The organism is Serratia sp. AXJ-M (assembly GCF_046531865.1).
Classification (GTDB): Bacteria; Pseudomonadota; Gammaproteobacteria; order Enterobacterales; family Enterobacteriaceae; genus Serratia; species Serratia liquefaciens.
The window spans coordinates 3,805,569-3,819,470 of sequence record NZ_CP059394.1 but is presented as its reverse complement, the minus strand read 5'-3'; the positions used below and the strand labels follow the sequence as shown (position 1 = coordinate 3,819,470).

The 13,902-nt window shown below is 56.0% G+C and carries 10 protein-coding genes; 6 read left to right on the top strand and 4 right to left on the bottom strand.

Going from position 1 to position 13,902, the window contains the following annotated elements; translation table 11 throughout:
* Positions 1-9: 9 nt before the first annotated feature.
* The gene (locus H0S68_RS17875; RefSeq protein WP_115058311.1) at positions 10-1,080 is read right to left on the bottom strand and encodes a YncE family protein; all 1,071 of its coding nucleotides are present in this window, start codon (positions 1,078-1,080) and stop codon (positions 10-12) included.
* Positions 1,081-1,473: 393 nt separating this feature from the next.
* On the opposite strand from H0S68_RS17875, the gene H0S68_RS17870 reads away from it, so the two are divergent.
* Together H0S68_RS17870 and ypfM are read left to right on the top strand one after the other, a co-directional pair.
* Positions 1,474-3,513: a TonB-dependent receptor domain-containing protein gene (locus H0S68_RS17870; RefSeq protein ID WP_142814709.1), complete on the top strand. Its 2,040-nt coding sequence runs from the start codon at positions 1,474-1,476 to the stop codon at positions 3,511-3,513.
* Positions 3,514-3,751: 238 nt separating this feature from the next.
* Positions 3,752-3,811, top strand: a complete 60-nt coding sequence (gene ypfM / locus H0S68_RS17865) for a protein YpfM (RefSeq protein ID WP_100396732.1) — start codon at positions 3,752-3,754, stop codon at positions 3,809-3,811.
* 260 nt (positions 3,812-4,071) lie between these two features.
* On the opposite strand, the gene acrD is transcribed toward ypfM, so the two are convergent.
* Complete coding sequence (gene acrD, locus H0S68_RS17860; protein WP_046372965.1) at positions 4,072-7,185, bottom strand: multidrug efflux RND transporter permease AcrD; 3,114 nt, start codon at positions 7,183-7,185, stop codon at positions 4,072-4,074.
* Positions 7,186-7,465: 280 nt separating this feature from the next.
* Between acrD and H0S68_RS17855 the strand changes: the two genes are divergently transcribed.
* The gene (locus H0S68_RS17855) at positions 7,466-7,744 is read left to right on the top strand and encodes a helix-turn-helix domain-containing protein (protein ID WP_020828036.1); all 279 of its coding nucleotides are present in this window, start codon (positions 7,466-7,468) and stop codon (positions 7,742-7,744) included.
* A gap of 26 nt (positions 7,745-7,770) precedes the next feature.
* Here H0S68_RS17855 and narL read toward each other — a convergent pair whose 3' ends face one another.
* Entirely contained in the window at positions 7,771-8,403 is a 633-nt protein-coding gene (narL, locus tag H0S68_RS17850; protein ID WP_020828035.1) for a two-component system response regulator NarL, read from the bottom strand.
* Between the two features lie 161 nt (positions 8,404-8,564).
* Positions 8,565-10,247: a nitrate/nitrite two-component system sensor histidine kinase NarQ gene (gene narQ / locus H0S68_RS17845; RefSeq protein ID WP_046372966.1), complete on the bottom strand. Its 1,683-nt coding sequence runs from the start codon at positions 10,245-10,247 to the stop codon at positions 8,565-8,567.
* A gap of 401 nt (positions 10,248-10,648) precedes the next feature.
* Here narQ and napF point away from each other — a divergent pair, with 401 nt between their 5' ends.
* From napF to napA, 3 genes are read left to right on the top strand one after another with little or no spacing between them, the layout of a single operon-like run.
* Entirely contained in the window at positions 10,649-11,149 is a 501-nt protein-coding gene (gene napF, locus H0S68_RS17840) for a ferredoxin-type protein NapF (protein ID WP_020828033.1), read from the top strand.
* Entirely contained in the window at positions 11,139-11,405 is a 267-nt protein-coding gene (gene napD, locus H0S68_RS17835) for a chaperone NapD (RefSeq protein ID WP_020828032.1), read from the top strand. The genes napF and napD overlap by 11 nt, the downstream gene beginning before the upstream one ends.
* The gene (gene napA / locus H0S68_RS17830) at positions 11,402-13,888 is read left to right on the top strand and encodes a nitrate reductase catalytic subunit NapA (RefSeq protein ID WP_046372967.1); all 2,487 of its coding nucleotides are present in this window, start codon (positions 11,402-11,404) and stop codon (positions 13,886-13,888) included. Before napD ends, napA begins: the two co-directional genes overlap by 4 nt.
* Positions 13,889-13,902: the final 14 nt, after the last annotated feature.

Genomic DNA, 13,902 nt, shown 5'->3' with positions numbered 1-13,902 from the left:
GGAGATGCCTCACAATCCGCCAAGATCAATCTTGATCAGGTAATCCTGTTTTTTCTCCATCTCTTCCTTGGACTGCTTGATGCTGGCGAACAGCTGCTGGCCGTCGGAAGAAAGCGCCAGGCTGTTAGGCAATGCATGGGTAGTGATGCTGTTTTTCACCTGATAGCTGTTGCTGTCGACGATGCTGATGCGCTTGGCTTCACGGTGAGTGATATAGATCTCGCTGCGCAGCGGGTTAAATAGCACCGCCAGAGAATTGATTACGTCAATCTGGTGCAGGATTTTCCCGCTGTTGACGTCCACGACCAGGACGTTTGGCAGATCCGGATCGGTGATAAACGCACGACCGGTTTTGCTGTCCAGAGCGATATTGAGGAAGAAGTGTTTCTTGGTCGGTTCGACCACCACGCGTTTGAGGATCTTATGGCTGGTGGCGTCCAGCGTAATCAGTTCGCCACGGCCGTTAACGCAATAGATATGGCCGCGTTCGCTGTCCAGCGCAATGCCGGTCGGGTATTCACCCATGTTGCCCAGCGTGGCAATTTTTTCCCGCTTGGCGGTATCAATGACCCACAGCACGCCTTTTTGCGCCGTGCCGGAAACATAAAGGCGCTGATTTTTCTTATCGAGCAGCAGTTCGCGCGTCGGGACAAACTGATCGTCTTTCACGCTTTCATTGAGTTGAATAGTCGCGAGTTCTTTACCTGTCTGGGTATCGATCACCGTGACTGAGCCGTCGACGGTGTTGCCGATGTACAACAGATGGCGCTGCTCATCCAATGCGGTGGCGAAGGCCCGTCGCTTAGTGACGATATTGGCGTCGGTGGCCAGCGTGGCGGGGTTGACTCTAAAGACGATACCGCCGTTTTTTTCTTTGGCGAAGGAAGGCGTAGAGGCGGCAAACAGGGTGTTGCTGGTGCCATCAAAAGCCAGTTCATACAGGCCGTGCCCGACCGGTTTGGTTTGAAATTGACTCTCGGGAAGGTCAGCGGCCAGCGTTGAACAAGACAACAGCAGCACGGCAGACGCCAGGGCGCTGAGGGAGAAACCTTTGCCTGAAGTGGACAGGTGCATCTTCATATACATTCCTTTACATCAGTTTACGATTCGCCGATGCTAATGATATTGATTATTAATATCAATATCATTTAATTAATCATATGAGGATATGGTTGTTTAGCATTGAAATATAATGAGTTATTAAATATCCCTTATAAAATCATGTTATTGAATGGCGATGTTTCCGGTATGTTTAAACTATGTAATGATTTTCATTTCGTTTTAATGTCTGAAAATATCCGCTATATTCGCCCGGCGACTGTTAAGAAGTGTAAATAAAAAATCATAACTACAGATCGTTATGGCGACGCTGGTGGTGGCATTGATGCGTACTGCGTTTTATTGCGTCAGCCGTTTTGGGAAGGCTTTGTGGGCGACAACACCCACCGGAAACAGGCTTTATTAGGAAAGGAAATGATCAATCAACCCTCCATGGGAAAGGGCTCCCGCATCGCCACGGCCATAGCGCTGGCTTTGATGTGCGCACCCCAGGTTTACGCACAGGAAGGCGGGACAGAAAAAGACAAGGATGCCTTGCAAGAGGATCAGGTCGTGGTGACCGCCTCCGGGTTCAAGCAGAACAAAAAATATGCTCCCGCCAGTATCTCCGTCATCGATAAAAAGACCTTCGAAAAGCAGAACAGCCGGGATGTCGCCGAAGCGGTGCAGGATGTCTCCGGGGTGTTCGTCAGCAACGGGGCCGGGAGCGAAGTGACCGGCGATGTGATGATCCGCGGCATGGACTCGAGTTACACCTCGTTCATGGTCAACAGCATCAAACAAAATACCGGCGAGTCGCGCCCGTATGGTCAGAATATCGGTACCGAAGCCGGTTTTTTACCGCCGCTGGCGGCCATCGACCGCATTGAAGTGATCCGTGGCCCTATGTCATCGTTATACGGTTCCGACTCCATTGGCGGCGTGGTCAACGTGATCACCAAAAAGCCGTTTGGCGTACGGGAGTGGATTGGCTCGATTGCCGGCAACAGCTTCCTGCAACAGCATCAGGACTTCGGTAACACCCAACAAGCCAATCTGTTTTTGATGGGGCCCTTGGTGCCCGATGTACTGGGCCTCAGCCTGTCGGCGGACTACCTCGATCGCCGTGAAGATGAAAAACCTAACGCCTTCAGCAAAAACAACAAGAAGTCGCTCGACATGACGCTCGGCTTTGCCGCCAATGAAACTAACCTATTCGATCTGAACCTGGCCAAAGGAGAGAAAAAACGCAGCCGTTCTGCCAAAGGCGGCGGTACGCCGTGGGGCTGGGACTTCGATCGCGATGCTCTGAGCCTGACTCATTCGGGGTGGTACGCGGATGACAGTGTCGCCACCACCAGTTATTTCCAGTATGAGAAAGGCGAATCGGTATATCGCTCCGTCAGCCTGGCCCCGCAGCATATCCAGACCGAAAATTATGTGCTGAATAGCCAGGCCAAACTGAGTTTGGGGGAACATAACCTGACCGTCGGTGCCAATTACAGCCGCGAAACGCTCAATGACGATTTCTACGCCGACAGTAAAAAAACGCCGGGGATCGATCCGGTAACCAAAATTTCGCGTGATGGGTGGGCACTGTTTGCCGAAGGGCAGTGGAATATCGATGACTTTTCGCTGACAACCTCGGCGCGTATGGACAGGGACAACTACTTCGGCACCCACATCAGCCCGAAACTCTACGGCAACTGGATTTTAGACGAAGCCTGGGCGCTGAAGGGCGGGATCTCTTCCGGCTATAAAAAACCTTCGCTGCGGGAAAACTCGGATCAATTCATTACGCCGCGTGGCAGCAACCCACCTTATCCCTATCTGTCGGTGGGCAACAGCGAGCTGAAGCCGGAAACCAGCGTGAATACCGAGTTGGGCCTGTACTGGAACAACAACCGTGATTTGTCCCTCGACGCCACGGTGTTTTATACCGACTTCAAGGACAAAATCGCAGAAGTTAACATCTGCGAGGCGAGTGAGAATCACCCTTGCGTGGTTAACGGCTATAACGCCGATTCCATTGATAAATATTTCAATATCGGCAAGGCCAATGTCTACGGTGTGGAGCTCAATGCCGATTGGCAGGCGACTGACAGTTTGAACCTCAGCGCAAACTATACGTTTAACAAGAGTGAACAGAAAAACGGTATCAACAAGGGTTATGCGCTGAATGACTTCCCGAAACACATGGCCAACTTATCCGCCAAGTGGGCCGCAGCTTCGGCATTGGACGTTTGGTCCAAGGTCAATTATCGCAGCCGCAACGAGGATACCGGTAATCATACCCGCTATAGCGCTTATGCCTTGTTGGATGCCGGCGTGATTTATCGCCTGGATAAGCACACTCAGGTGATGGCCGGCGTGTATAACATCTTGGATACGGCCCCTAAACGCACCACCAATTGGGGCGCTTATCCGCAGCTTGAAGGCCGTCACTACAACCTTGGCCTGCGCGTTGATTTCTAAATCTCGCTGAGTTAAAGCTCCGGCCGCCAGCCAATGGCGGTCGGTTTAGATCTTTTATCTATCTCATTTGCTGGATTGATATCGGAAGGGAATAGCCGTAGTTCTTGCTCGATAAGATAAGTACGAAAATGTGCACTGTCCCCTGTTTTCGCGGGTGGCATCGTTCCCGAGGTGCTTCACTTGCTCAAAAAACAGGCGTAGAATTCGCTTCGTCTATTAATTGAGGTTGTGAATTATTATGGTTGATCGTGAGTTGGGAAACTGGAAAGACTTCATCGATGAGATGTTAGGTAACTGACACTGCGGTAAAGCTGATAGCAAGGTTGGTTTATTGGTTGGTCATTGAAACACCTTGGGATCGAGCCTCGGGTTCGAAATAAAGCAGCATCGGTTACCCGACGCTGCTTTTTTATGTCCGTTATTCCCCTGCGTCTTCCGTTGTGGTGGCTAAATACCCGTCATACTTAAAGCTGCATCTTTGTTGGCTTTCCTCACTCACCCCCTAGTGTAAGCTCCTGGGGATTCGCTGCGTTGCCGCCTCGATGCAACTCCAATTATTTAGGGTATAGGTTGCTTGCCTGGGAAACGTCGGCGTACCAGCACGAAGAATAATGGCACGAAGAAGATCGCCAGCAGGGTAGCGGAAATCATGCCGCCCATCACCCCGGTGCCCACCGCATGTTGGCTGCCGGAGCCGGCGCCGCTGCTGATGGTCATCGGCAGTACGCCGAAGATAAAGGCCAGCGAGGTCATCAAAATCGGCCGCAGGCGCATGCGCGAGGCTTCCAGCGTGGCCGACATCAGATCCTGCCCTTTTTGATTCAGCTCGTTGGCGAATTCGACGATCAGAATGGCGTTTTTCGCCGACAGCCCGATAATGGTCAGCATCCCCACCTGGAAGTAAACGTCATTTTCCAACCCACGCAGCCAGGTGGCGGCAACGGCACCAATCAGGCCGAGCGGCACCACCAGCATCACCGAGAACGGAATCGACCAGCTTTCATAAAGTGCCGCCAGGCACAGGAACACCACCAGCAGTGAAATGGCGTACAGCGCCGGCGCTTGCGAACCGGAAAGGCGTTCCTGGTAGGACATGGCGGTCCATTCCAGACCGAAGCCGGTCGGTAACTGGCTGACGATTTTCTCCATTTCCGCCATCGCGGTACCGCTACTGACGCCCTCAGCCGCTTCGCCGACAATTTCCAGCGCCGAGTTGCCGTTATAGCGTTCCAGACGCGGTGAGCCGTATTCCCAATGCGAGGTGGCGAAGGCGGTGAACGGCACCATGCCGCCTGCGCTGTTACGCACGTACCATTTGTCGATGTCGCCGGGCAGCATGCGGAACGGTGCGGCAGCCTGCACATAAACCTTCTTCACCCGGCCGCGATCGACAAAGTCGTTGACGTAGGTGGAACCCCAGGCGGTCGACAGCGTGTTGTTGATGTCATCGATGGAGACGCCCAGCGCCTGCGCCTTGCGTTGGTCGATATCGATTTGCAACTGCGGGCTGTCATCCAGGCCATTGTGACGCACCCGTGAAAGCAGGGGATTGGCCGCAGCCAGTTGCAGCAGCTGATCGCGTGCCGCCATCAGTTTGTCGTGCCCCTGGCCTGCGTGATCTTCCAGTTCCATATCGAAACCGGATGAGTTGCCCAGGCCGGTGATGGCCGGCGGGCTGCTGGCTATCACCCGAGCCTCGTTAATCTTATTAAACTCATGAGTCGCGCGATCGATGATATCGAAAGAGCTGTTGGCACCTGAGGTGCGCAACTCCCAGTCTTTCAAACGAATAAACATACGCGCCACGTTCTGTCCGTTACCGCCCGGCCCGGCACCGATGGTGGAGAACACCGACAGCACATCTTCTTTTTCTTTGGTCAGGAAGTAGTTTTCCACCTTTTCCACGACCTTGGTGGTTTGCTGCAGGGTCGATCCTGGCGGCAGCTGCACCTGAACGGTGAATACGCCACGGTCCTCCTGAGGCAGGAAGGAGGTCGGCAGCTTGATGAACAGCAGCGCCATCCCGCCGAGCAGCAACACGTAAATCAGCATATAACGCAGGCTGGAATGGAGCACCCGCGCCACACCACGCTCGTAGCGGTCGGCGTTGCGGTTGAACATGCGGTTGAACCAGCCGAAGAAGCCGCGCTTGCCGTGATGGTGGCCTTTGGCAATGGGTTTGAGCAGGGTGGCGCACAGGGCAGGGGTCAGGATCATCGCCACCAGCACCGACAGCACCATGGCGGAAACGATGGTGATGGAGAACTGGCGGTAAATGGCGCCGGTAGTGCCGCCGAAGAACGCCATCGGGATAAATACCGCCGATAGCACCATGGCGATACCGACCAACGCACTCTGGATTTGCCCCATGGATTTGCGCGTAGCTTCCCGTGGCGGCAAGCCTTCTTCGCTCATCACGCGTTCGACGTTTTCCACCACCACGATGGCGTCATCCACCAGCAGCCCGATGGCCAGCACCATGGCGAACATGGTCAGGGTGTTGATACTGAATCCGCAGGCGGAAAGGATGGCAAAGGTGCCCATCAGCACCACCGGCACGGCGATGGTGGGGATCAGCGTGGCGCGGAAATTCTGCAGGAACAGGTACATCACCAGGAACACCAATACAATGGCTTCCAGCAGGGTTTTCACCACGTCTTTGATTGAGGCCTTAACGAACGGGGTGGTTTCATAGGCGACTTTCGCCTCCAGCCCGTGCGGGAAATACTGCGACAGTTCGGCAATCTTGTCTTTAACCAACTGATCGGTTTGCAGCTCGTTGGCCCCGGACGCCAGCTTGATGTTCATGCCGGCGGCCTGCATGCCGTTATAGCGGCTGAGGTAATCGTAGTTTTCGCCACCCAGTTCAATGGTGGAAACATCGCCCAGCGTTACCAGTGAGCCGTCCTGATTGACCCGCAGGGTGATTTGCTTGAATTGTTCCGGCGTTTGCAACTGCGATTGCGCGTTAATGGTGGCGTTGAGCGCCTGCTTGTCGACCGACGGCGTACCGCCAAGCTGGCCGACCGCCACCTGCGCATTCTGCGATTGGATCGCGCTGACCACGTCCTGGGTGGTGAGCTGGTAGCTGTTGAGCTTGTTGGGATCGAGCCAGATGCGCATGGCGTATTGCGAGCCGTAGACGTCCATGCTGCCCACGCCGTTGATACGGCTGAGCGGATCCTGCAGGTTGGAAACGATGTAATCGGCAATGTCCTGTTTGTCCATGCTGCCGTCGGTGGAGACGAAGGCTACCATCATCAGCGTGGTATCGCCGGATTTCGACACCGTCACGCCCTGGGTCTGCACCGCCTGCGGCAGTCGTTTGATGGCCGCCTGCAGCTGGTTTTGCACCTGCTGCATCGCCTCGTTAGGATCGGTGCCGGCCTCAAAGGTCAGCGTGACCGTAGCCCGGCCGGTATTGGTGCTCTGTGACGACATATACATCATGTTGTCCAGGCCGGTCATGTTCTGTTCGATAATTTGGGTGACGGTGTTTTCCAGCGTTTGCGCCGAGGCGCCAGGGTAGTTGGCGCTGATGCGAACGTTTGGCGGTGCGAGGTTAGGGTACTGTTCCACCGGTAACGAAAAAATCGCCAAGGCGCCGGTCAGGCAAAGAATAATTGCCAGAACCCAGGCGAAAATCGGGCGATCAATAAAAAAATTGGCCATGCAGCGCGAACCTCGTTGTGACTTGTTCTATCTTTAAGACGCATCAGAATTGCGTTTATCAGCGGCTGGGAAGGATTCCGGCGCTTATGCACTTTACTCGGGAAGTGGGAGTAAAGCGTGGAGAAAAAAAGGAGATAATGTAAATAACGGTAGGATAAACGCGCAATATTGCCATCATTGCCGTTAAAAACGTCATTAAGACAATTTTATTGCAATCAAGGACCTGACCGCTGGGGTTCCCGCGACGTCATCAGGACTCACCTTAAAGCAGGAGCAAGGCATGGAAATTAACCCGGTATTTGCCCGTCGTCTTTATCTGTGCTGGTTAATCAGCCACAGCGAACGGCCAAACGTCCCGCGGCTGATGGAATTGACCGGCTGGCCGCGTCGCACCCTGCAAGACGTGTTGAAAGCCTTGCCGGGCTTGGGAGTGGCATTGCAGTTTGTTCAGCAGGGCGTGCGCAATAACGACGGTTTTTACCAGTTGGAAAGCTGGGGGCCGATCAACAAGAGCTGGGTTCACCAGCATCATCAGGCGCTGCTTGCCGCCATCGAATAAACCCTCCCCGGCGCGCCGGGGAAGTCTTATTGACTCCGGTGTTCCAGATACATCACCGTCGCGGCCACGCGTGAACGCACGTCCAGTTTGCGCAGCATGTTACGGATATGCACCTTCACCGTCTCTTCAGAAATATGCAGTTGCGCCGCCACCTGTTTATTGGACAGGCCACGCGCCACTTCCTGCAAGACGTCCAGCTCGCGTTCGGTCAACTCGGCAAAGGGATTATGTTGTTCACTGCGGGATAACAGGTAGTCCGCCACCGCGTCGCTGATCACGTTTTGTCCTTCCGCCGCTGAGCGAATATGCTCCAGCAGCTGTTCAGGTTCGCTGTCTTTCAGCAGGTAGCCGTCGGCTCCCGCGTCAATCAGCGCATAAACGTCGTTGCGCGAGTCTGATACCGTCAGCACGATGATCCGCGCATCGACGCCTTCATTGCGCAGCGCTTTCAGCGTGTCCAGGCCGGACAAACCTTTCATATTCAGATCGAGCAGGATCACGTCCGGAGCCTGCTGCAGCGCGAAAGTAATGGCTTCGTTGCCGTTGCTGGCTTCGGCGACCACGTTGAACAGCGGATCCAGCCCCAACAGCTGCTTGATGCCTCGGCGCATCAGCGGGTGGTCGTCGACGATCATCACTCGGTAATTCTTCATCACCATGAAATATGCTCCCTGTAGCGAGTAAAGCCACTCAAACGCGCTGTCCAGCACGCTTCACAGTGGGACTGACTCTTATAAAATAGTGGCAATTGGCGCCACAAACATCCTGAAATGACCGTCGGACATCGTTAAACCGTAACGAAGGGTGAACGGCCGTGGTTTTATGGCGGAAATGTCAGGCGGACTTCCGTGCCGTCTGGCTCACCCCGCTGGATGCGCAGCGTTCCCCCCAGCCGCGCGGCGCGTTCGCTCATGATGGTCAGCCCGTAGTGACCTTCAGGTTCATTCAGGCTGGCAATACCGCAGCCATCGTCAGCGATGCTGATCCTGTTGTCACCCTCGGCCGTGACCTCACAGCGAATCACGATCTCCCGTGCATCGGCATGTTTGATGGCGTTGAGCACCGCTTCACGCACAATTTGCAGCGCATGTACCTGCTGCTGAGCGTTAAGCGCCTGGGAAGAAAGCCGACAGTGTAACTGAATCCGCGCTGCGGTAAGAACCTTTAATGGCGCCAACAATTGGTTCAATGCGGTGTTCAAGTCGGCTTCCTGAATGTTCAGGCGGAAGGTGGTCAATAGCTCGCGCAGCTGGCGATAAGCATCGGCCAGAGCCCGATCAAAATCGGCGATAATCTCTTGTGCGTCGGGGGTGCTGTCCGCCAACGTGCGCTTGAGCAAAGTGAGCTGAATACGTAAAAACGACAGGGCCTGCGCCAGAGAGTCGTGCAGTTCCCGGGCGATGGTGGCGCGCTCTTCCATCAACAGGAATTGCATGTGCTGTTTCTGCGCCCGGTTAAAATAAACCCCGCGGCTGAGCATGTTGGCCACGCTCTGCATCAGGTGCGGATGCGGCGGGTGTTCCTGATATTGCCAGCTCAGTTCCCCCAGAGGTTTGTCGCCCTGGATGATGGTCAGCGATTGCCAGTCCAGCGTCGACGAAGGGAGACCGCTGTGCAACTGCCATTCGCTGAGGCTGTCCGCCACTTTTAAGCGGATGCAGTGCAAATCTTCACTTTGACGCACGATATGCAGGATTTTCTCAAAAGCCTGCTGATCTATCTGCCGCACGCTCAGCGCCTGCGAGCAGTTGTACAGCACCTCCAGCGTCTTGTTCGCCTGCTGCAGGCGCTGGGTTTTCACCTGCACTTTCTGTTCCAGCGACTGGTAAAGTTTGGCCAGATCGCCGGACATGGCGGTAAAGGCCTGCGACAGCACGCCCAGCTCGTTCGGCAGTGCGGTATCCAACGGGAGATGGTTAAAGTCGCGCTGTTGCACACGCTGGCTGGCGTCCACCAGATGCTTGAGCGGCGCCACTACCTGACGGCGCATAAAGCGGATGCAAAACAGCACCAGACCGATGATGGCGATATAGCCCACGACGCTAATGGTGGCCACGATGGTCAGTTTCAACTCGGAATAACGCTGCAGCGCTAACACGAAATGGTCAATCTGGTTAACATAGCCGGCGATATTGGCCTGATAATCGGCCGACTGACCGGCCTGGATTTGCTGTGCCAGCGGTTGCCAGGCGTGCTGCAGCGACAGGTATTTTTCCCGCACGTCCGCAGGCACATAAAAACGATCGAGCTTTTGCAATGCCGGGGCCTGCAGAGACTGCTGATACTGCAGCAGGTGTTGTTCCAGCTCCGGGGCGGAGCGGGTGAGATCATAGGCCAGCCGGTAGCTCTGCATGCGCAGTGAACCGGCGATGTTGACCGCTTCGGCATCGCGCAGGCTGTCCGCGACGGTGGTCAGCGCCAACCCGGTAGAGAGCACGGACAGAATCACAATGCAAAACAGCGCCTTGGCCAGGCTGCTGGTCACTGAACGTTTAACAAGCAATCCTTCATCCTTCTCTTGCAGGCAATGGGCATTGCCGGGTTTCATTCGAAAGCAAAATTATAACTTTTGCAACTAAAATGCGCGGCATTGTGCGCCAGGTCGTTCGTCGCAGCGGTAAGCACCTACGTTATATAATCAACTAGATAGCGTTTGACGGCAGATCGGGGATGAAAACCCCGTGACCCCCATTAATAGATTGATCTGGCGCAAGCTACCCCCGTATTTACCCCTTTAGGGGGATTATATACCCCTCGCGCTCCTCTTATCTTACCCCCGTCTTTCTCAGGGGTTTATGCCTGTCAGCATGATGAAACCCACTGGGCACAGCAGCAACAATAACAATACAAAAACAGGTTCTATTTACACGCGATGCCGTGTTTGCAATGTCAAGGATAACCAGCATGACCATATTGTCGCGACGCAAACTGCTCGGAGGACAATGGCGTCAGCCAACCGCTGCGATCCGTCCCCCGTGGTCGCGGCAAGGATCCCTTTTTATTACCGATTGCACCCGCTGTCAGGCCTGCGTTCGCGCCTGTGAAACCGGGGTGCTCATCAGCGGCAGCGGCGGTTTTCCCGAAATTGATTTCCAACGCGCGGAATGCACGTTTTGCGGGCGTTGTGCGCAGGCCTGCGCGGAACCCGTGTTTCGTCCACTGACGGAAACCCCCTGGCGACAACACGCGGTATTCGGTACTGCCTGCCTGGCACAGCGGGGCGTGGAGTGCCGCAGCTGCCAGGACAGCTGCGAGCCCCAGGCGATCCGCTTTCGGCCCCGCTTGGGCGAAATGGCGCAGCCGGTATTGGATGCGGCAGCCTGCAACGGCTGCGGCGCCTGTGTCGCCGGTTGCCCGACCGGCGCCGTCACCTTAACCCAGAGCGAAAATAATAATGATGAATAGCGAATGGCATGTCAGCGGTCTGGTCGTGCAGGCGAGACCGGAAAGCTTTCCCCAACTCGTCACGGCCTTGCTGGCGATCGCTGACACGGAAATTCCGGCGCAGGATCAGCAGAACGGCAAGCTGGTGGTAGTGATGCAAGCGGCATGCTCTCAAGGGCTGCTGGAAAAAATTGAGTCGGTGCGCAATCTGGACGGCGTGCTGGCGGTATCGCTGGTTTATCACCAGCAGGACACTCAAGGTGAGGTAACGCCATGAAACTCAGTCGTCGAGACTTCATGAAAGCTAATGCCGCGGTAGCCGCTGCGGCCGCCGCCGGGCTGACTATTCCCACGGTGGCACAGGCGGTGGCGGGCAGTGCTGACGCTATCAAATGGGACAAAGCGCCATGCCGTTTCTGCGGCACCGGCTGCGGGGTGCTGGTCGGCACTCAGAATGGCCGTATCGTTGCCTCGCAGGGCGATCCGGACGCGGCGGTCAACCGTGGGTTGAGCTGCATCAAAGGCTATTTCCTGCCAAAAATCATGTACGGCAAAGACCGTCTGACTCAGCCGCTGCTGCGCATGAAAGACGGCCAGTACCATAAAGAAGGCGAATTTACCCCGGTCAGCTGGCAGCAGGCTTTCGACGTCATGGCCGACAAGTTCAAGCAGGCTTTGAAAGAGAAAGGCCCAGAGGCGGTCGGTATGTTCGGCTCCGGCCAGTGGACGGTGTGGGAAGGCTACGCTGCCGCCAAGTTGCTCAAGGCCGGGCTGCGTTCCAATAACCTGGATCCTAACGCACGTCACTGCATGGCGTCGGCGGTGGTGGGCTTTATGCGTACTTTCGGCATGGACGAGCCTATGGGCTGCTATGACGATATCGAGCAGGCCGACGCCTTCGTGCTGTGGGGCTCCAACATGGCGGAGATGCACCCGATCCTGTGGTCGCGCATTACCGACCGTCGCCTGAGCAACCAGCACGTCAACGTCTCGGTGTTGTCCACCTTTGAGCACCGCAGCTTCGAACTGGCGGACAACGGCATGGTGTTCACGCCGCAGACCGATTTGGCGATCATGAACTACATCGCCAACTACATCATTCAAAACAACGCGGTGGATCAGGACTTCCTGAATCGGCACGTCAACTTCCGCCGCGGTGCGACGGATATCGGCTACGGCTTGCGCCCGACGCATCCGCTGGAGAAAAAAGCGAAAAACCCGGGTTCAGATGCCTCCGAGCCGATGAGTTTCGAAGAGTACAAAACCTTCGTGGCGGAATACACGCTGGAAAAAACGGCCCAAATGAGCGGCGTGCCGGAAGACCAGTTGGAAGCGCTGGCGAAGCTGTATGCCGACCCGAACATCAAGGTGGTGTCGTACTGGACCATGGGCTTCAACCAGCATACGCGCGGCGTGTGGGCCAATAACCTGTGCTACAACCTGCATTTGCTGACCGGCAAGATCTCCAAGCCCGGCTGCGGGCCGTTCTCCCTGACCGGTCAGCCTTCTGCGTGCGGCACCGCACGTGAGGTCGGGACTTTCTCTCACCGTCTGCCGGCTGACATGGTGGTCACCAATGAGAAACACCGCCAAATCGCCGAACAGAAATGGCTACTGCCGGCCGGCACCATCCCGGCGAAAGTCGGTTTGCATGCGGTGGCGCAAGACCGTGCGCTGAAAGACGGCAAGCTGAACGCCTACTGGGTGATGTGTAACAACAACATGCAGGCCGGGCCGAACATCAATGAAGAAAGGATGCCGGGCTGGCGCGATCCGCGCAACTTTGTGGTGGTGTCCGATCCCTATCCGACCGTCAGCGCATTAGCCGCCGATCTGATCCTGCCCACTGCCATGTGGGTGGAGAAAGAGGGCGCCTATGGCAATGCGGAGCGTCGTACTCAGTTCTGGCGTCAGCAGGTGAAAGCGCCGGGCGAGGCAAAATCCGATCTGTGGCAACTGGTGGAGTTCTCCAAACGCTTCAAGGTTGAGGAAGTGTGGCCGGCCGATCTGCTGGCGCAAAAGCCGGAATATCGCGGCAAAACGTTGTACGACGTGCTGTTCGCCAACGGCCAGGTCAATAAGTACCCGCTGTCGGAAATCCCGGCGGACCAGCTCAACGATGAGGCGCGGGAAGTCGGCTTCTATCTGCAGAAAGGGTTGTTTGAGGAGTATGCCGGTTTCGGGCGTGGCCACGGTCACGATTTGGCGCCGTTCGACAGTTACCACCAGGCACGCGGTCTGCGTTGGCCGGTGGTGGACGGCAAAGAAACGCTGTGGCGCTACCGTGAAGGAACGGATCCGTATGTGAAGGCGGGCGAAGCGGTGCGTTTCTACGGTAAACCCGACGGCAAGGCGGTGATCTTTGCGTTGCCGTTTGAACCGGCGGCGGAAAGCCCGGACGGCGAATACGATCTTTGGCTTTCCACCGGTCGGGTACTGGAGCATTGGCACACCGGCACCATGACCCGACGGGTACCGGAGCTGCATCGCGCCTTCCCGCAGGCGGTGTTGTTTATCCATCCGCTGGATGCCAAAAGCCGTGGCCTGCGTCGTGGTGACAAGGTCAAAGTGCTGTCGCGCCGCGGTGAGGTGATCAGCTCCGTCGAAACTCGTGGCCGTAACCGCCCGCCAAGAGGGCTGGTGTACATGCCGTTCTTCGATGCGGCGCAGTTGGTGAACAACCTGACGCTGGACGCCACCGATCCGCTTTCTAAAGAAGTCGACTTCAAGAAATGCGCCGTGAAGTTGCAGAAGGTGTGAGGCTGACGAATTGC

Coding starts and splice junctions, on each gene's coding strand:
- H0S68_RS17870 (WP_142814709.1), top strand. CDS start 1,474: ATGATCAATCAACCCTCCATGGGAAAGGGCTCCCGCATCGCCACGGCC.
- acrD (WP_046372965.1), bottom strand. CDS start 7,185: ATGGCCAATTTTTTTATTGATCGCCCGATTTTCGCCTGGGTTCTGGCA.
- napF (WP_020828033.1), top strand. CDS start 10,649: ATGACCATATTGTCGCGACGCAAACTGCTCGGAGGACAATGGCGTCAG.
- narL (WP_020828035.1), bottom strand. CDS start 8,403: ATGGTGATGAAGAATTACCGAGTGATGATCGTCGACGACCACCCGCTG.
- H0S68_RS17855 (WP_020828036.1), top strand. CDS start 7,466: ATGGAAATTAACCCGGTATTTGCCCGTCGTCTTTATCTGTGCTGGTTA.
- H0S68_RS17875 (WP_115058311.1), bottom strand. CDS start 1,080: ATGAAGATGCACCTGTCCACTTCAGGCAAAGGTTTCTCCCTCAGCGCC.
- napD (WP_020828032.1), top strand. CDS start 11,139: ATGATGAATAGCGAATGGCATGTCAGCGGTCTGGTCGTGCAGGCGAGA.
- napA (WP_046372967.1), top strand. CDS start 11,402: ATGAAACTCAGTCGTCGAGACTTCATGAAAGCTAATGCCGCGGTAGCC.